Source organism: Saccharopolyspora gloriosae (genome assembly GCF_022828475.1).
GTDB classification, from domain to species: domain Bacteria; phylum Actinomycetota; class Actinomycetes; order Mycobacteriales; family Pseudonocardiaceae; genus Saccharopolyspora_C; species Saccharopolyspora_C gloriosae_A.
Window position 1 is genome coordinate 63,743 of record NZ_CP059557.1, and the last position, 18,255, is coordinate 81,997.

At 70.2% G+C, this 18,255-nt stretch carries 15 protein-coding genes and 1 tRNA gene; 10 read left to right on the plus strand and 6 right to left on the minus strand.

The window, feature by feature from the left end; all coding sequences use genetic code 11:
* The first annotated feature begins 3 nt into the window (after window positions 1–3).
* A complete protein-coding gene (locus H2Q94_RS00295; RefSeq protein WP_243790735.1) occupies window positions 4–1,314 on the plus strand; it encodes a UDP-glucose dehydrogenase family protein in 1,311 nt (436 codons plus the stop codon).
* A gap of 736 nt (window positions 1,315–2,050) precedes the next feature.
* Here H2Q94_RS00295 and H2Q94_RS00300 read toward each other — a convergent pair.
* The 3 genes from H2Q94_RS00300 to H2Q94_RS00310 are packed head-to-tail and all read right to left on the minus strand — an operon-like array spanning window position 2,051 to window position 4,444.
* Entirely contained in the window at window positions 2,051–2,713 is a 663-nt protein-coding gene (locus H2Q94_RS00300; RefSeq protein ID WP_243790737.1) for a response regulator transcription factor, read from the minus strand.
* Entirely contained in the window at window positions 2,710–4,188 is a 1,479-nt protein-coding gene (locus tag H2Q94_RS00305; RefSeq protein WP_243790740.1) for a sensor histidine kinase, read from the minus strand. Before H2Q94_RS00305 ends, H2Q94_RS00300 begins: the two co-directional genes overlap by 4 nt.
* Entirely contained in the window at window positions 4,178–4,444 is a 267-nt protein-coding gene (locus H2Q94_RS00310; protein WP_243790742.1) for a hypothetical protein, read from the minus strand. Before H2Q94_RS00310 ends, H2Q94_RS00305 begins: the two co-directional genes overlap by 11 nt.
* A gap of 249 nt (window positions 4,445–4,693) precedes the next feature.
* On the opposite strand from H2Q94_RS00310, the gene H2Q94_RS00315 reads away from it, so the two are divergent.
* Window positions 4,694–7,927: a glycosyltransferase gene (locus tag H2Q94_RS00315; RefSeq protein ID WP_243790744.1), complete on the plus strand. Its 3,234-nt coding sequence runs from the start codon at window positions 4,694–4,696 to the stop codon at window positions 7,925–7,927.
* A 66-nt stretch (window positions 7,928–7,993) separates the two neighbouring features.
* Here the strand turns inward: H2Q94_RS00315 and H2Q94_RS00320 are convergent, their stop codons facing one another.
* The gene (locus H2Q94_RS00320) at window positions 7,994–9,196 is read right to left on the minus strand and encodes a flagellar basal body-associated FliL family protein (RefSeq protein ID WP_243790747.1); all 1,203 of its coding nucleotides are present in this window, start codon (window positions 9,194–9,196) and stop codon (window positions 7,994–7,996) included.
* A gap of 224 nt (window positions 9,197–9,420) precedes the next feature.
* On the opposite strand from H2Q94_RS00320, the gene H2Q94_RS00325 reads away from it, so the two are divergent.
* Together H2Q94_RS00325 and msrA are read left to right on the plus strand one after the other, a co-directional pair.
* Window positions 9,421–10,785, plus strand: coding sequence for an acyltransferase family protein (locus H2Q94_RS00325; RefSeq protein WP_243790749.1), 1,365 nt, complete (start codon window positions 9,421–9,423; stop codon window positions 10,783–10,785).
* Between the two features lie 21 nt (window positions 10,786–10,806).
* Window positions 10,807–11,469, plus strand: a complete 663-nt coding sequence (gene msrA, locus H2Q94_RS00330) for a peptide-methionine (S)-S-oxide reductase MsrA (protein WP_243790751.1) — start codon at window positions 10,807–10,809, stop codon at window positions 11,467–11,469.
* A 166-nt stretch (window positions 11,470–11,635) separates the two neighbouring features.
* On the opposite strand, the gene H2Q94_RS00335 is transcribed toward msrA, so the two are convergent.
* The gene (locus H2Q94_RS00335; protein ID WP_243790753.1) at window positions 11,636–12,244 is read right to left on the minus strand and encodes a lytic polysaccharide monooxygenase auxiliary activity family 9 protein; all 609 of its coding nucleotides are present in this window, start codon (window positions 12,242–12,244) and stop codon (window positions 11,636–11,638) included.
* A 187-nt stretch (window positions 12,245–12,431) separates the two neighbouring features.
* Here H2Q94_RS00335 and H2Q94_RS00340 point away from each other — a divergent pair, with 187 nt between their 5' ends.
* Window positions 12,432–12,641: a dodecin gene (locus tag H2Q94_RS00340; protein ID WP_243790755.1), complete on the plus strand. Its 210-nt coding sequence runs from the start codon at window positions 12,432–12,434 to the stop codon at window positions 12,639–12,641.
* Between the two features lie 86 nt (window positions 12,642–12,727).
* On the opposite strand, the gene H2Q94_RS00345 is transcribed toward H2Q94_RS00340, so the two are convergent.
* Window positions 12,728–12,800: transfer RNA gene (locus H2Q94_RS00345), tRNA-Gly, on the minus strand.
* 410 nt (window positions 12,801–13,210) lie between these two features.
* On the opposite strand from H2Q94_RS00345, the gene H2Q94_RS00350 reads away from it, so the two are divergent.
* From H2Q94_RS00350 to H2Q94_RS00370, 5 genes are all read left to right on the plus strand, one after another.
* The gene (locus tag H2Q94_RS00350) at window positions 13,211–13,648 is read left to right on the plus strand and encodes a DUF983 domain-containing protein (protein ID WP_243790757.1); all 438 of its coding nucleotides are present in this window, start codon (window positions 13,211–13,213) and stop codon (window positions 13,646–13,648) included.
* Between the two features lie 40 nt (window positions 13,649–13,688).
* Window positions 13,689–14,540 (plus strand): Fpg/Nei family DNA glycosylase, encoded by an 852-nt coding sequence (locus H2Q94_RS00355; RefSeq protein ID WP_243790760.1) that lies wholly within the window; start codon window positions 13,689–13,691, stop codon window positions 14,538–14,540.
* A gap of 143 nt (window positions 14,541–14,683) precedes the next feature.
* On the plus strand, window positions 14,684–15,931 hold the full coding sequence (locus H2Q94_RS00360; protein WP_243790763.1) for a GAF domain-containing sensor histidine kinase: 1,248 nt from the start codon (window positions 14,684–14,686) through the stop codon (window positions 15,929–15,931).
* 229 nt (window positions 15,932–16,160) lie between these two features.
* A complete protein-coding gene (locus H2Q94_RS00365) occupies window positions 16,161–17,060 on the plus strand; it encodes a S49 family peptidase (protein WP_243790765.1) in 900 nt (299 codons plus the stop codon).
* Window positions 17,061–17,415: 355 nt separating this feature from the next.
* Entirely contained in the window at window positions 17,416–18,225 is an 810-nt protein-coding gene (locus H2Q94_RS00370; protein ID WP_258718646.1) for a LytR/AlgR family response regulator transcription factor, read from the plus strand.
* Window positions 18,226–18,255 lie beyond the last annotated feature (30 nt).

Sequence of the window (18,255 nt, forward strand, 5' to 3'; positions counted from 1 at the left end):
ACCGTGTTCGCTCGTCGGATCGTGGTCGTCGGGACGGGTTACGTCGGATTGACGACGGGTGCGTGCCTGGCGTCGCTCGGCCATCACGTGGTGTGCAGCGACGTGGACGCGGCGAAGATCGCGCGGCTTTCGCGCGGTGAGGTCGGCATCTTCGAACCCGGCTTGAGCGAGTTGGTCGCGGAGGGCATCGCGGCGGGCCGGCTGGAGTTCGTGCTGGGTTCGGCGCACGCCGTGGCCGACGCCGAAGTGGTGTTCCTGTGCGTGCCGACGCCGATGGGCTCGGGAGGCGGCGCGGATCTCGCGGCGGTCGAGTCGGTCGTCGCCGAGGTCGCCGAGGTGCTGCCGACGGGCTGCGTGCTGGTGTGCAAGTCGACGGTGCCGGTGGGCACCTCGGCACGGGTCGCCGAACTCGTCGGGCGCCCGGACGTGGCCGTGGTGTCGAACCCGGAGTTCCTGCGGGAAGGCTCCGCGGTGCACGACTTCCTGAACCCGGACCGGATCGTGGTGGGCTCCGCGTCGCAGGACGCGGCCGAGCGGGTCGCCGCGCTGTACGCGCGGCTGGGTGCGCCGACGGTGCTGACGGACGCGCCGAGCGCGGAAATGGTCAAGTACGCGGCGAACTGCTTCCTCGCCACGAAGCTGTCGTACGTCAACGCGGTGGCCGAGCTGTGCGAACGGCTCGGCGCGAACATCTCCGACGTCACCGAAGGAATGGGCTACGACCGGCGGATCGGGCAGTCGTTCCTGCAGCCCGGCCCCGGCTGGGGCGGGTCCTGCCTGCCGAAGGACACCGCGGCGTTGCTGCAGGTGGCGCAGTCGGTCGGGTTCGATTTCGAGCTGCTGGGCGCGACGATCGACTCGAACACGCGGCAGCGGGAGCAGATGGTGGCCAAGGTCGCCGACGCGTGCGGAGTCGGCGTGGCCGGTTCGCTCGACGGGGTCCGGCTGGGGTTGCTGGGGTTGACGTTCAAGGCGGGCACGGACGACCTGCGGGACTCGCCCGCGCTCGCGGTGGCGGAGCTGCTGGCCGCGCGCGGCGCTGAGCTGGTGGCCTGCGATCCGGGGCTGCGCGGGGACGAAGCGCCGTTGCAGGGCGTGGTGTCGCTGGTCGACGATCCGTACGAGGCGGCCAAGGGCTCCGCCGGGCTGGTGGTGCTCACCGAGTGGCAGCAGTTCCGGGCGCTGGACTGGCCGCGGGTGGCGGGACTGCTGGCCGGGCCGGTCGTGGTGGACACCCGGAATCACCTCGATCCGGACGTGCTCCGCCGCGCGGGCATCTCCTGGCGCGGCGTGGGCCGCCTTCCCGTCGGCTGATCCCTTCGCGTTCCCCGGCCGCCGAGCGGGGCGATCACCGTGAGGTACCGGCGGCGTCCTGGATCGGGTGATCCGGAATCGAGCCGGGCTGCGGCGTTCGGCGGAACGAGCTTGCGTCACCACGGGACCGCAGCCTGTGGACCGCGATCGCGGGAGCCCGCGGCTCGGGGGCGGGCGACGGGTGGCGCTTGCCGCCGGCGTCGTGCGCGCGAGGAATTGTCCCCAGGCTGCCCAGCGGTCGGGCGTGCCAGCGTAAACACTTCTTCCACATCCTGTGGACAACTCCGTTCATCAAGGTCCGAGGCGGGTGCGGCGACCACGCTGAGGCTAGTTGTGCACAGTTGTGGACGAAGTTATCCACAGGTGTGCACAACTTCTCGGTGGCGTTGGTGGAGCCGGGTGCGTCGGCCCGACGGGGCCGCGACCCAGGGTGATGCCGAACCACCGCATCTGGGACTGGCGCAATCGGCGCTCGACGGACTCGGTGTCACGGCACCGGTGATGGGACTCGCCGTCAAAGCGGGCGCCGCGTAGTCGGTCCGCTCACCGCGTCGGGGAACTTCGGAACCAGGGATCGACAGCTCGTGGCCGACCGCAGGGCGGTGGGCGAGCAAAGACGCGGCCAGACCACGGGCAGGTGGATCATCGGAGCCCGCTCCGATCGAGGTGCTGGTCGCCGCTCATCGGCTCCGCCGCTGACCGGCCAACGATCGGAAGATCGTTCGGAAGGTGGCCCCTAAGCGCCCAGCCGATAGCCCATGCCGCGGACCGTGCGGATGCGCTCGCTGCCGATCTTGCGGCGCAGCGCCCGCACGTACACGTCCACCACGTTCGAACCGGGATCGAAGTCGTAACCCCACACGTGCGACAAGATCTGCTCCCTGGACAGCACCTGCCCGGAGTGCCGCAGGAAGAGCTCCAGCATCGCGAACTCGCGGGCCGTGAGGTCCACCGTCGCCTCCGGCAGCTGAGCTCGCCGCGTCCGCAGATCCAGCGACAGCTCACCGTCCCGCAGCACCGTCACCTCCGGCGTGCGATCCGAGGACCGCAGCCGCAACCGGACCCGCGCCAGCAGCTCCTCGAACCGGAACGGCTTGGTCATGTAGTCGTCCGCGCCGCCCTCCAGCCCGGCGACCGTGTCGTGCACCGAGTCCCGCGCCGTCAGGATGATCACCGGCAGCGTGACGCGGTGCGCCCGCACGGCCTGCAGCACCGAGAAACCGTCCTTGCCGGGCAACCCGAGGTCCAGCACTGCGAGGTCGTAGTCCCCGCTGAGCAGCAGTTCCTGCGCGGTACCGCCGTCCCCGGCCACCGCGGTGCCGAAGCCGTTGGCGCGCAACCCCTTCTCCAGGAACGCCGCGATGCGCGCCTCGTCCTCCACGATCAGGATCTTGCTCATGCATGGACCTCCTCGGCGGTCGCGGTGGGGCCGGTCGTTGCGAGGCCGGGCGCGGCACCCGGCCGGGCGGGCAGGTCCAGGCCGAACGTGGCTCCCGAACCGGGCTCCGACAGCACCCGCACCCGCCCGTGGTGCGCTTCGGCGATGGCCGCGACGATCGCCAGCCCGAGCCCGGCGCCGCCTCGGCCGGGGCCGCTGCCGTGCGCGAACCGGGCGAAGATCTGCTCCACCTCGGCCGGATCCACCCCCGGCCCGTCGTCGGTGACCCACAGCGTCAGCCGGCCCAGGCTCAACGCGGACCCGATGCGGATCTCCGCGCCGTCCTCGGTGTGCTGCACCGCGTTCTGCGCGAGCTGCACCACGGCCTGGGTGAGCCGCTGCTCGTCCACGACCACGTCGCCTTCACCGATGCTCTCCAATACCCACCGCCGGTCGGCGATGGAGCGGACCTTCGCGTCGATGTCACTGGTGAGCTCGGCGAGCGACACCTCGGCGGGGCGCACGAAGTCCGGCCGGTCGGCCTTGGCCAGCACCAGCAGGTCCTCGACGATGCGGGTCATCCGGTCCAGCTCGTCGGTGCACAGCCGCACCACCTCGTCGCGCTCGCCCGGATCGTCCCCGAGCAGTTCGAGGTTCCCGCGCACGATGGTGATCGGGGTGCGCAGCTCGTGGCTGGCGTCGTCGACGAACTGGCGCTGCGTGCTGAACGCGGACTCCAGGCGGTCCAGCATCGCGTTGAACTGGTAGGCGAGCGCGGCGATGTCGTCGCGGCCCTCCACCGGGATGCGCCGCGTGAGGTCGTGCTCGCTGATCTCCGCGGCGGCCTGCCGCACGGTGCGCACCGGCGCGAGGATCGCCCCGGCCACCACCCACGAGGACGCCGCCGCCAGCAGCACGCCGAACGCGCTGACCAGCACCAGGATGCGCACGACGCCGTTCACCTCGGAGACGTCGGCGGCGGTGAAGTGGCCGGTGAGGAACCAGGCCTGCTGGTCGCCGTCGGTGTGCGTCTGGATCTTGACCCAGCGCAGCGGCCCGGCGCCGGTCTGCGCTGTCCCGTGCTCGTTCGGGTCGGCGACGATGCGTTCGAGCAGTCCCGGATCGTGCATGACCCCGCGGATGTGCCTGTCCTGGGACTGCATGTGCCACTTCAGCCCGGTGGGGGTCTCCCACGCGCCGACCATGACCTCCCACGAGTCCGGGTACTGCTGCCGGAGGTAGGTGTCGAACAGCGCGCCGGGCTCGGCGATCAGCGCGCCGGTCACCGGATGGCGCCCGACCTCGGCGAAGTTGACGAACTCGCCGCCCTCCTGCTCCAGCGAGGCGGTGACCTTGTTCATCGCGTCGTTGTGCAGGAACCGCCACACCAGCAGCACGATCCCGGTCAGCACGACGACCAGCACGAGCAGCATCCAGCCCATGATCTGCGCGCGAGCCGGGACGCGGGTGCCGCTGCGGCGCGGCTCAGTCGTCATCGTCGATGTCGTCGTCGGGCTCGTCGTCGTCATCTTCCGGTTCCGGCGGCGGCAGGTCGGCGGGCGGCGAAGTCGACGTGGCGGGCGCGAGCGTGGGAACGGGACCGGGTCCCGGCCCGGGCGCGTTCCCCACGTGCACCTCGGCGGGCACCTGCGGGTTGCGGGGTCCGTTGGTCACGGCGTAGCTGAACAGCACCACGGCGATCGGCAGGGCAAGCGCGGCGATGAGCAGCGGCAATCTGGTCACCGGCCTCATGACTTCATCCTGGCCGCCGTACCCCGGGCCGGGGATGAAAGCGGCATGAGAACTTTCTCATGAACGGTCGCCCGGGTTGCCCGGATACCGAACCTCGGGACGCCGCCGACGGGCTAGCCTGCACCACGAACGGGTGTGTCCGGGCGTCGCGAACAGGCTCCGCGCCGGCAGGTGCCAGCTCGTGCCCGCCACCGGCCCCGCCACCCGCGACAAGAGCAACGACAGGCACTGGGGTCGAGGACAGACGCGATGGATGACGACAGCGACCGGCTGATCGAGTGGACCGGGGAGCGTTGCGTGCCCTGGGCCGACGACGTGCAGGTCATCTACGAGCACTACCACCGCTACGCGTTGGCGGCGCGGTTCGTCCGCGGCAAGCGGGTGCTGGACCTGGCGTGCGGTGAGGGCTACGGGGCCGCGTTGCTGGCCGCCGAGGGCGCCGAGGTCGTGGGCCTTGATGTCGACCCGGTGACGGTGCAGCACGCCGCCCGCAACTACGGCGGGCGCGACGTCACGTTCCGCACCGGTTCCATCACCGACCCCGAGGTGCTGGCCGACGAGAAGCCGTTCGACGTGGTGGTGTGCTTCGAGGCGATCGAGCACGTGGCCGAGCACGACGCGGTGCTCTCGCTGGTCCGCTCCCGGCTCGAACCGGGCGGCCTGTTCCTGGTCAGCACCCCGGACACGGCGATCTACCAGCACGAGCACGGCAACGACAACCCGTTCCACGTCAAGGAGCTCACCGGGCCGCAGTTCGAGGCGCTGCTGGAGGGTTCGTTCCGGCACGTGGCGGTGTTCCGGCAGAACACCGCGATCGGCTCGGTGCTCACCCCGTCCGATCCGGGGGATCTGGACACCGCGATCGAAGGCGTCCGGCTGCAGACCCTGCACCAGGAGGAGTCGGGGGCGTGGACGGTCCGCCAGGGCCTGCCGCACACCTATCTGCTGGGCGTCGCCTCGGATCGCAGGCTGCCGAAGCTGCCCGCCGCCGCGGTGCTGCTCGACGACGAACTCACCCTCGCCCGCCGGGCGGGGGAGCCGATCATCTCCCAGCGCGACGAGGCCGTCGCCGACGTGGCCAAGCTCAACGAGCACTACCAGCGCAGCCGCGCCGAATCCGAGGAGCTCAAGGCAGCGATCGCCAGGCTGGAGGAGCTGCGCCAGGCCGAGGAGCGCCGCGCCGACGAGCAGGTGCGGGAGCAGCAGCGGCTGCGGTCCGCGAGCGGCGAGCTCGAAGCGCAGCTCGACGAGGCGCGGCTCGGTGCGGAACGGGACGCCGCGCGCATCGAATGGCTGCGGGACACGGTGACCCGCGTCGAGCAGCGGGCGGCGGAGGCGGAACGGCGCTGCGGCGAGCTGGAGACGCGCAACGCCGAACTGGTCGCGCAGAACTCGGCGCTGGTGCAGCGCGCGGTGCGCAAGTACCGCACCGTCGTCGAGCTGGTCGCGCCGCGCGGCACCGCCCGCCGCGACGTGTACGAACTCGCCCTGGGGCGCCAGCCCGGCGCGGCCGCGGTCGCGCAGCGGCAGGAGACGGGGCCGCTGCCGGTGCCGCGCAGCGACGAACCGGTGGTCAGCGTGATCATCCCGGTGCACGGCAAGTGGCCGTACACCCGGCAGTGCCTGCGGTTCCTCGCCGGGCACCTGGTGTCGGTGCCGTTCGAGGTGATCGTCGTGGACGACGCGTCCCCGGACGACAGCGCGGTGCGGCTCGCGGCCTGCGAGGGCGTGCGGCTGGTGCGCGCCGAACGCAACCTCGGGTTCATCGGCGCCTGCAATCTCGGTGCGCAGCATGCTCGCGGCAGGCACCTGTTCTTCCTGAACAACGATGCGGAGGTCACCGAGTCCTGGCTGGACATCCTCGTGTCCACAATGGACGCTGATGAGCGGATCGGGCTGGTGGGGGCGAAACTCGTCTACCCCGACGGCCGGTTGCAGGAGTGCGGCGGCATCGTCTGGTCCGACGGCACCGGCTGGAACCTGGGCCGCAACGGCGAACCGAACGCCTCCGAGCACACCGTGCTGCGCGACGTCGACTACTGCTCCGGCGCGGCGATCCTGGTCCGCGCCGAAGTGTTCCGCCAGGTCGGCGGCTTCGACTCCCGGTTCGCCCCCGCCTACTACGAGGACACCGACCTCGCGTTCGCGGTGCGCGCCGCGGGCTACCGCACCGTCGTGCAGCCGAAAGCCGTGGTGGTGCACCACGAAGGCGTCTCCAACGGCACCGACCTTTCCACCGGCGTGAAGCGGCACCAGGAACTGAACCGCCAGGTGTTCGTGGACAAGTGGAAGGACGCCCTCGCCGACCACCTTCCGGAAGCGTCGCCGCGCAATCTGTGGCTCGCGCGGGAACGCGGCGACCGCGGCCACCACGGTCCGATCGTGCTGGTCAAGGATCACCAGGTGCCGCGCCCGGACTTCGACTCCGGCTCGGTGCGGATCCGCCGCGTGCTGGAGCAGTTCGTGGAACTGGGCGCGCGCGTGGTGTTCTTCCCCGGCAACCACGCCCGGCTGGAGCCCTACACCACCGAACTCCAGCAGGCCGGGGTGACGGTGCTGCCGGAACCGCAGCTGCAGCAGGCCTTCCTGGCCGAGGCGGGCACCGAGATCTCGCTGGCGGTGCTGTCGCGCCCGCAGGTCGCGTGGAGCCTCGTGGAGGAGCTGCGGATTTGCGCGCCGCAGGCCGTGATCGCCTACGACACGGTGGACGTGCACTTCCTGCGGTTGCAGCGCCAGGCGGTGCTCGCCGGGGAACAGGGCGAGCCGGAGGTGGAGAAGTCGTTGCGCCGCAAAGCCTTCGCCTCCCGCGAGATGGAACTGGGCCTGGTGCGCTCCTGCGACGTCACGCTCGTCGTGTCCGAGGCGGAACAGGAACTGCTCGCCGAACTGGTCCCCGAAGCCGACGTCCGGGTGCTGTCCAACGTGCACGACGTGCGGGACGGGGCCGCGCACCCGCGAGGACGCCGCGACGTGCTGTTCGTCGGCAGCTTCGACCACCCGCCGAACCGCGACGCCGCGCTGTGGGCCGTCCGGGAGATCATGCCGCTGGTCCGCGAGCACTGCCCGGACGCCGTGCTGCACGTCGTCGGCTCGAACCCGACCGATGAGGTGCTCGCGCTCGCCGGGGACGGCGTCGAAGTGCACGGCTGGGTGCCGGACCTCGAAGCGCTGTACGCGAGGAGCCGGGTCACGCTCGCACCGCTGCGGTTCGGCGCGGGCGTGAAGGGCAAGGTGGGGGAGAGCCTCGGGCTCGGCGTGCCGGTCGTGGGCACCACGCTGGCGATGGAGGGCATGCACCTCAAGCCCGAGCAGGACGTGCTCATCGCCGACGACGCCGCCGGCTTGGCGGAAGCCGCCGTGCAACTGCTCACCGACGACGCGACCTGGTCACGCCTGTCGGCGGCGGGGAAGGCGGGCATCGCCGCGCAGTTCGGTCCGGAAATCTCCCGCGCCGCGCTCACGCACCTGCTGACCTTGAGCTGAGACCTTCGCCGCGCACGAAGAAGGGGCCTCTCGACCTGATGGTCGGGCGGCCCCTTCTCGGTGGTCTCAGTCGCGGACCGTCGGCGGGGTCTGGGCCAGCTGCTGGTCGAGCAGCTGCTTGAACGTCGACTCCGCGGCCGCCTTGTCCGGCGCGTTCACGTCGACGATGATCGCCCAGCCGTGGGCCACGTACGCGGTCCGGTACACGCCGCCGCCGGTCGTCATCGCCTGCACGCCCTGGTAGGACACGTCCTCGTTGACGCTGAGGCCCTGCTGATCGTCCAAGTAGGCCTGCGCCACCGCCTGCGCCGCCGTCGGGTCCGGCATCCGCACCGCGATCAGCACCGAGGTGGCCGCGCCGTCGCTGCGGCTGAAGAAACCGTCGATCAGACCGCCCTGCAGCGCGGCGTTGCGCACCGGATCGCGCAGCACCCCGGCTTTCGGGCTGTTCTCCAGCGCGGGCCGGTCCAGCGGACCGTTGTACGGGTGCGGCCGACCGGCGGGCGGAGCCACCAGCACGTCCGGGGTGGCCACCGGCGCGGGCTTCGCAGCCGGGGGCTCCGGCAGCGGGTCCGGCGTCGGCACCGGCGGAGCCTGCTGCTCCGTCGGCTGCGGCGGCGCCGCCTCGTCGCCACCGGAGGTGAAGTAGAAGACCCCGGCGACGATCACACCGACGAGCAGCACGGCGCCGAGCGAGATGGCCGCGATGGTCTTGCCCTTCGAGGAGCCTTCGCCGACCTCGAAGACCTCCGGGCCTTGGCGCATCCAGCTGGTGTCGCCGTGCTCCGGGGCCGACGGCTGATCCGGGTCACCCCAGGGCGAGCCCGCGTTCTCGCCGGTGTTCCAACCCGGCTGCTGCTGGTTCCACTGCGGCGGCTGTTGCTGCCCCCACTGCTGCGGCGGCTGCTGCTGTCCGACGTTGACGACCTGCGTGCTCTCGGACTGCTGAGCCACCGGGTTCTGCACGACCTGCGTGGACTCGTTCGACGGCTGCGGCTGCTGCGGCTGCTGCTGGGCGCCCTGCGCTGCCGCCGCGCCCCAGTTGAACGCGGGAGGGAACGGGCTCGGGTTCTGCTGGCCACCCTGTTGAGGGAATCCACCGGAGGGTGTGCCGGGCTGCTGCTGCGGGAGGTCGCCTGACGCCGGCCCGCCCTGCGCACCTTGCGACCGGCCGATCAAAGCGTCCCGCCGAGAGCGGTACTCCTCCGCCGAGATCCGGCCTGCCGCGAGTTCGGCGTCGAGGTTTTGCAGCTCGTCTTGCCAGGTCACCGATGCGCCCTTTCCGGTTTTCACGAGTCGCTGCCGATGTGCGATCGTCCGTCATTTTGCACCCCCCAGTGCGCGCGCGATGCACCGGCCGGATAACGATCCGGACGGTGTGAGCAGTGCGCGCGGCCTCGGTCGCCGAAACGGGCGCCGAGATCACGGTGTCACCGGATACGCTACTCGGTGTTGAGGGCGGGTTCGAGGGTGACTTCGTGGGGGTGAACCGGTTGGGCACACTGCGTGTCGAACACGCTCACCCCGAACGTTTCGCCGACCCCGCGCACGGTTTCGCGTGGATCCGCATGATCGGCGCGCTGTTGGTGATCTACGGGCACAGTTCTCCGCTGGCCGGATCGGGCGAGTTGTTCCCGCCGGAATGGCCGTTGCAGCCCGATGAGGGCGTGCTCATGGGTTTTTTCGCGATGAGCGGCTTTCAGATCACCGAGAGCTGGATTCGCGATCCGCATCCCGTCCGGTTCGCCGCGAAACGAGTGCTGCGGCTGTGGCCGCCGATGCTCACCGTCACCTTGGGCTTGGCGCTGATCGTCGGGCCGCTGGTGACGACGCTGACGGCGGGGGAGTACTTCGCCGCGCGCGACACCTGGGGTTACATCGTCAACAACGCCGGGTTGCTGACGTTGAAGCACGAACTTCCCGGAGTGTTCACCGAGAATCCGTGGCCCGGCGCGGTGAACGGTTCGCTGTGGACGCTGCCGATGGAACTGCTCGCCTACGGCGGGTTGTACGCGCTGTTGCTGGCGGGCGCGGCGAAACAGCGGTGGCGGTGGCTCGCGGTCGTGGCGCTGGCCGCGCTCGTGGTGTGGGACCGCTACCTGGAACAGCAGCCGGGCGCGGAATCCGCGGGTTCGATGTTGAGCGTTCCGGTGGAACCGCTGGTGGCGTTCCTGGTGGCGTTCGCATTCGGCGTGGTCTTGAACCTCTACCGGATCCCGTTGTCGATGACGGCCGCCGTCACGGGCTTGGCGGTGCTCGCCGCGATGCCGAACAGCATTTCCGCTTCGTTCCTGATGGTGTTCGCGGCGAGTTACGCGGTGGTGGTGGCCGGGCACTTCTGGCCTGCGCGGCTCACGGTTCCGGGATTCCTCGTCAACGGCAGTTACGGCGTGTACGTGTGGGGCTTTCCCGTTCAGCAGCTGCTGGCGATGGCCGGTGTCGCGAACCAGTACTTGATGTTGTTGTGCGCGGCCCCGATCGCCTATGTGCTGGGCACCTTGTCGTGGGTGTTCGTCGAGGAGCCGACGATGCGGCTGCGGCATTACATCGCGCCGGAGACCCGGCGGCGCTCGAGGCGACGCGATTCGAGCGACGGCCAGGTCCGGGGCGACTCGGATCGCCGGGACGGCCGCGCCGACGACCGGGACCGGTACGAGGACGACGGGTGGGACGAGACCTGGCCGCAGGAGGACCCGGCGCCCGCACCGGCCCGCGGCTTCTCCGGCGAGCTCGGCCCCGCCGCCGACGAGCCCGCGCCGCCGCGAGGCGGCAGGCACGCACGCCGTCCGGATCCGCCGGCGCCGGAGGAGGAGACCCGTCCGCTCGGCAGGGTCTTCGGGGCGGCCGACCACCCCTGATCCGCGCGTAGCATCGGAGGCATGGCGCTGTTGTTCGGTGACAGGATCCGCATGATCGACCCGGAAGAGGCGTTGCCGGGCCGTTCCACCCCGCTACCGGTGCCGGAACGGCACGCGGTGTTCGGCGACCGCACGATCGTGCCGCCGTTCCCGCAGGGCACCGCGACGCTGGTCGTCGGCATGGGCTGCTTCTGGGGCGCGGAACGGATCTTCTGGCGGACCGAGGGCGTGTGGACCACCGCCGTCGGCTATGCGGGCGGCTACACGCCGAATCCCACTTATGAAGAGGTGTGCAGCGGTCTGACCGGGCACACCGAGGCCGTGCTGGTCGTCTTCGACCCGGCCGTGATCGAGCTGTCGCAGGTGCTGCGGGTGTTCTGGGAGGGCCACGACCCGACGCAGGGCCTGCGCCAGGGCAACGATCGCGGCAGCCAGTACCGCTCGGCCGTCTACTACGCCGACGACGCGCAGCGCGCGGCCGTGGAGGCGAGCCGGGAGCAGTACCAGGCGGCGTTGACCGCGGCCGGCCACGGCTCGATCACCACGGAGATCGGTCCGCTGCGGGAGTTCTACTACGCCGAGGGCTACCACCAGCAGTACCTGTCCGAGGCGAAGAACCCCAACGGCTATTGCGGCATCGGCGGCACCGGCGTGTCCTGCCCGATCGGCCTGGCCACGGAGTAATTCCGGCGATCGACTATTGATCAACTAATTCGACCCGTTCCCGCAACTCCGTGAAATTCACCTTTTCCCGGTCCAATTCAAGATCGAAACCGAACGGGTTCCGACACACTTCGTCCCGGCGCGCGATCCGCACGCCGGGACGAAGTATCGGGGGAGGAAAGCCGGGTCAGCCGAAGTTGACGTCCGCGCAGGAGTAGAAGGCGTTCGCGGTGTCCGCGACGTCCCACACGCCGAAGATCACGTGCCTTCCGGACTTGCCCTCGGGCATCTTTCCGTCGTGGACGTAGGTGTTCGGCGGCTGGGCGCCGCCGTAGTCCACGTCGACGAAGGGAGCGGGCTCGAGCTGGTCGCGGGACAGCGGCTTGCTCGGGTCCCAGCCGTCCTTGGTGACGAAGTAGCGGAACGAGCTCGTGGAGTGCGCGGCCGTGATCTTCCACTGGAACTGGAAGTCCTGACCAGCGGCGACATCCGTGGTGGGCCACTGGCCGCCGCGCGGGTCGTCGAGCTCGGAGAAGCCCTCGTTGCCCGCGGAGCAGAGCGAGCCGTCAACGGGACCCGCCTCCGGGAAGCCCTTCGGGCCTTCCACGCTCTGCGGCTCCCACTGGATCGCGCCGCAGTCGTTCAAGGTGCCGTTGGAGCAGGCCTCCTGGCGGCTTGCCGGGCTTTGAACGAATCCGTGGCCGTTCGCGACACCGGAAGTGAAAACCGGCAATGCCAAACCGGCGATGCTGAGCGCCGCGATACCGATCGTGCTTTTAACACGTTTCTTGAGCATGGGGGTGCTCCTTTCTGGATCGGTGCCGCAAAAGTTACTTCTCACCCTTCTGGCTTAATAGATCCGTTCTGCGCAATATGGGTACCGTCCGGAGCGGGCTTACTGGTCCAGACCTTGGGGCCAGTTGGTCTAGTCCATGATCGGGTTCGGCTTGCGGACGGCGGTGCCCGCACCGACCATCCGGGGCATGGCAGACAACGTGTATCGAGTCACCGAGATCGTCGGTTCGTCCTCGGAGGGAGTCGACGACGCCATCCGCAAAGGCGTGCGGCGGGCGGCGCAGACGCTGCGGGACGTCGACTGGTTCGAAGTCACCGAAGTTCGCGGCCACGTGGAGAACGGCGAGGTGGCCCACTTCCAGGTCGGGCTCAAGGTCGGGTTCAAGCTGGAGAGCTGACCCGCCGTGACGGCGAAACCGACCCGAAGACGAAAAAGGCCCGAAGACGAAAAAGGCCCCGCCGAACCCGGCGGGGCCTTTCTGCGAGCGGATGACGGGACTCGAACCCGCGACCCTCACCTTGGCAAGGTGATGCGCTACCAGCTGCGCTACATCCGCATCAGAACCTTGAGGGAAACTCGATCACCGGAGCGATCTCCGCGCCCCTCGAAGCGCTGTTGAGAACACTTTAACCCATCGTTCGCGCCCCGTTGCCGGGGGTCACCGACGGCTCGGCCGCCCACCTGAGCTGCGATGCGGACCGGCGAGCGCCGCCGCTCGGCCGACGGCGGCCGGGACGCCGACGCGGTGCTCGTGCCACCGGGTCCCGGCGCAGCGCGAGCGGGGCTGGTCCATTCGGCCGCCGTGATCGACAATGGTCCGGGTGCCGCCGAGTTTCACTCTCCAGGCCGATGACGGGCGCGATACGGTATCGGCACGCTCGGTGACGGTGCTCTGCACCGGAACGAGTGGCGGCACGGCTGAAACGACCGATCCGAGAACGCCCGGCGTCGGGCGAGGAGGCGACGATGAACCGGGTGGTTCGGGGTTCCGACGGCAGGCTGTGGAACGTGCGTTCCAGTCTCGAATGGTCGAACCCGATCGCGGGTGACGACTTCGAACACGACGTCAACGGCGGCGCGGGTCCCGCGATCCTGATGTTCGGCGTGCTGCTCGTGCTGGTCACCACGTTCGTGCTGTGGACCCCGGACGGGGTCGTCGTCCCGATCTGGCTGATCCTCGCGCTGCTCGTGGTGGTGCTGTTCTTCCCGGTGCGCTGGCTGCTGCACCGCCCGTGGACGATCATCGCCGAGACCCCCGGCGACGAGGAGGAGCACCAGCCGGAGCGCTGGGTCGGCGTGCAGCGCGGCTTCCTCAACGTGCGCCAGGAGACGGCGAAGATCGCCCGCCAGATCGAGCTCTACGCCGAACCGGACATGAACGGGTCGCTGCAGCCGACCGAGTGATCGGGCGCCGCCCACCGGCGGATCTTGGCAGACTGGTGGGGTGCCTGAGCTGCCGGAAGTCGAGGCGTTGGCGCGGCACCTGCGGGAGCACGCCGTGGGCCGTGCCGTCGCGCGAGTCGATGTGGCGTCGCTGAGCGTGCTCAAGACCGCCGACCCGCCGTACACCGCGCTGCAAGGCCGGACGGTCACCGCCGCCGATCGGCACGGGAAGTACCTGGATCTGGACTGCGACGGAGAGCACCTGGTGGTGCACCTCGCGCGCGCCGGGTGGCTGCGCTGGTCCGATGCGGTCTCGCCGACGCCGCCGAAGCCGGGTCGCGGGCCGATCGCGCTGCGGGTGCACCTCGGCGGCCCCGGTTTCGACCTGACCGAGGCGGGCACGCAGAAGAAGCTCGCGGTCTGGATCGTGCGGGACCCGTCCGAGGTGCCGGGAATCGCGCGGCTCGGGCCGGACGCGTTGGCGGTGACGGTGGACGAGTTCGCCGCTGTGCTCGCCGGCCGCACCGAGCGGGTGAAGACGGTGCTCACCGACCAGAACCGGCTGGCGGGCATCGGCAACGCTTACTCCGACGAGATCCTGCACCGCGCCCGGCTCTCGCCGTTCGCGACCGCGGGCAAGCTCGACGACGAGTCGGTGCGGCTCCTGTTCGCCGCGATGCGGGACGTGCTCACCGACGCGGTGGAACGGTCGGCGCACCAGGACGCGGCGCGGTTGAAGGCGGAGAAGCGATCCGGTCTGCGGGTGCACGGGCGGACCGGTTTGCCCTGCCCGGTGTGCGGTGACCTGGTGCGGGAGGTCTCGTTCGCGGACCGCTCCCTGCAGTACTGCCCGACGTGCCAGACCGGTGGCAAGAAGCTCGCGGACCGGCGGATGTCGCGGCTGCTGAAGTGATCCGGCCCGCTCTCGTCCGGTTGCGATCGTTCGGCGCAGCCGATGAGCCCGAACGGTGGCGGGAAGAACCGCTCACCGAAGGGATCGGTCTACCCAGCGTAGTCTTCTTGATTCCTTGAGTGTCGGGGAAGAATACTGGTGCAGTGCCGGAGCTGTTGACCGAGCGGACCGTGCTGACCGCGCTCGCCGCCCTCGCCGTGCTCGGAATGTTCGTGCTGCTGTGCCGTTCACGCCGAGTGAGTACCTCGGTGGAGGACGCGATGCTGACGGCCTTGCATCACGTGACAGGAGCTGCACCGTTCCTGCGGTCGGGCATGACCCAGGAGTCGGCGGACAAGACCGCACCGCACCTGCGCGAGTTGCTCTCGTGCGTGGCGGTGGGCGTGGTCGATGCCGACGGAACGCTGCTGAGCTGGGACGGGGACGCCAACCAGCACTACGCCGACCTGCGCGGCAAGATCGAAGTGGCGTTGCGCGACGGCAAGCGCGAGTACATCGACCACACCGACCTGCTGTGCGACCAGCGGCCCTGCCTGATGCGGTACGGGGTCGTGGTGCCGCTGGAGGTCGCAGGGGAGATCCGCGGCGTGCTGGTCATCATCAGCGGCGGCGACCGCAAGCGGCTGCTGCGGGCCGCCAGCGAGGTGGCGCACCACGTGTCCACCCACCTGGAGCTGGCCGAGCTGCAGGAGTCGAAGGAGAAGCTGGCGCGCGCCGAGGTCCGTGCGCTGCGGGCGCAGATCTCCCCGCACTTCATCTACAACGCGCTCAACACCATCTCCTCGCAGATCCGCAACGATCCGGAGCAGGCCCGCGACCTGCTGATGGAGTTCGCGGACTTCACCCGCTACTCGTTCCGCTCCACCGGGCTGTACACGACGCTGGCCGACGAGATCCGCAACATCGACCGCTACCTGATCCTGGAGCGCGCGCGGTTCGGCCCGGACCGGTTGAAGGTGCAGCTCAAGATCGCGCCGGAGGTGCTGCCCGTGGTGGTGCCGTTCCTGGCGCTGCAACCGCTGGTGGAGAACGCGGTGCGGCACGGGCTCGCGACGAAGCCGGGCGGCGGCACGGTGTCGGTGGTCGCCGAGGATCGCGGCTCGGAGGCGTTGATCAGCGTGGACGACGACGGCATCGGGATGGATCCGAACCGGCTCGACGCGGAGCTGGCGAACGCGCACCTGACGGGCGCGCACGTGGGCCTCGGCAACATCAACAACCGGATGCGCGCCACCTTCGGCGACGACTACGGCCTGGTCGTGGAGACCGCGGAGAACGCGGGAATGAAGGTCATCATGCGAGTCCCGAAGTTCGCCCCCGGCGTACTCCCGCTGCCCGTCGCCGCCTTCGACGAACCCTCTCCCGGCCCCACCGCCCAACCCAGCCACTGACCCGCCCCGGCTGCACCGCGCCGACCCGGGCGAATGTGGCCTTCGCCCAGTGAGAACGGTCGAATGGGCCGTTCACTCCGCCGCCGCCGTCAGGTGGACGGCCCGTTCGCCGGGCGGAGGAGGCATTCACCTCGGGCTCGGGGAGGGGCGGTCCGAGCGGTCTTGAGGTCGGCGGGAACGGGGCGCCGTGATCACCGCCGAGCGGCAGCGGAGCCGGTAGCGTCGAGGCATGAATGACGACTCTCCGCAGAAGTTCACCGACGTCCTGACCGGCAAGCTCGCTTCGAAACTGCCGCCCAAGCTGGCCGAGCGGGCTGAGCGCGGACCGGTGGTGGCGGTCGTCAAGCTGCACGGCACGATCACGCCGACGCCCGGTCCCGTCAACCGCGGCACCATCTCGATGCAGACCACCGAGTCGGCGCTGACCAGGGCGTTCAGCCACGATCGTCTCTCCGCGGTGGTGCTGTCGATCAACTCGCCCGGTGGTGCCCCCACCCAGTCGGCGCTGGTGGCGGACCGGATCCGCGGGCTGGCCGCGGAGAAGAAGGTGCCGGTGCTGGCGTTCTGCGAGGACGTCGCCGCCTCCGGCGGGTACTGGCTGGCCTGCGCCGCCGACGAGATCTACGCGCACCGCACCTCGATGGTCGGGTCGGTCGGTGTGGTGAGCGCGAGCTTCGGGCTAGACGGCCTGCTGGAGCGCATCGGCGTGGAACGCCGGGTGTACACGGCGGGCGAGAACAAGGTCCGGCTGGACCCGTTCAGCCCGGAGAAGGACGAGGACGTGCGCTGGTTGCACGGCTTGCAGACCGAGCTGCACGAGCAGTTCACCGATTGGGTGCGGGAGCGGCGCGGCGACAAGCTCAGCAGCACCGAGGAGCTGTTCACCGGTGAGGTGTGGACCGGGGCGCGGGCCAAGGAGCTCGGGCTCGTGGACGGCCTGGGCACGCTGCGCAGCATCGTGAAGGACAGGTTCCCGAAGGCGCACATCGTGGACGTCGAGCCGCGCAAGCCGCTGCTGGCTCGGCTCAGCGGGAGCGGACCCGGTGCTCGGCTCGGCCTGGGTGCCTCGGCGTCGTCACTGGTGGAGGCGTTGGAGCAGCGCGCCCAGTGGTCCCGCTTCGGACTGTGAGCGCCCGGCGGAGCGCGTCGTCGGACCTCCGTCGGGCGCGCTTCGCCGACCCCGCCGCCTCCGTGTCCGATCGAACACCGTACGTTGATTCCGCGGCGTGACACACCTCACTCGCGTGTGCCCGGCGGCGTGCCCTGTGTCGCTCGCCCGAGTGATGCCACGATGATCTGCGCAGCGGCTGCCACGGCATCGCTCAGCAACGCCGCACGTGCGGGCGGACTCGCGACATCGTCGTCGCGGTGTCCGGGCCGAGAGATCTGATCGTGGACAGTGCGCCACCAGGCGCGGCAGGATTGGCGTTACAGTGAGTATTCAACCGGACACCAATGTTCAGCCCGGCGCCTCGGGATTAGTCGTGCTGGCTGTGGACGACGAGATGGCCGGCCTCGACGAGATGAAGTTCCTGCTCGAGAACAACCCGCGCGTGCAGCGGGTGCTCCTCGCGTTCGACGCCGCCGAGGCGTTGCGCCTGCTGCGCAGCGACGATCAGCTGCGCTCCCGGGACAGCGAGGAGTCCGTCGTGGACGCGGTGTTCGCCGACGTGTCCATGCCGGGGCTCAGCGGCATGGAACTGGCCAGGGTCCTCAACGCCTTCAAGCAGCCGCCCTCGCTGGTGTTCATCACCGGACACGAGGAGAACGCGCTGGAGGCGTTCGAGGTGGGCGCCTTGGACTACATCATGAAACCCGCCGACGCCGACCGCGTGGACCGCGCGTTGCGCAACATCGAACGCACCAAGGCCGAACGCGCCGCCGGTGACCGGCCGGACGCCCCGGCCGCCGAACTTCCCGCCGCCGACGAGGACGAGGTGATCCCTGTGGAGCTGGCCGGAACGACGAAGATGGTGTCCCGCAAGACGGTGCGCTGGGTGGAGGCGCAGGGCGACTACGCGCGCCTGCACACCACCGACGGCGGGTCGCACCTGGTGCGGATTCCGCTGGCACAGCTGGAGGAACGCTGGGCCGACGCCAACTTCATCCGCATCCACCGGTCGTACCTGGTGTCGATGTCCCTGGTCAGCGAGCTCCGGATGTCCTCGTCCGGCTATTCGGTGCTGCTCGGCGGCGGCGAACCGAAGGAGCTCCCGGTCAGCAGGCGCCACACCCGTGAGCTGAAGGACCGGTTGGTGCGCGCGCCCCGGCAGGGCTGGGGGTCGCAGGGATGAGCCGCCGCCACCCGGCCGGTAGGGCATGAC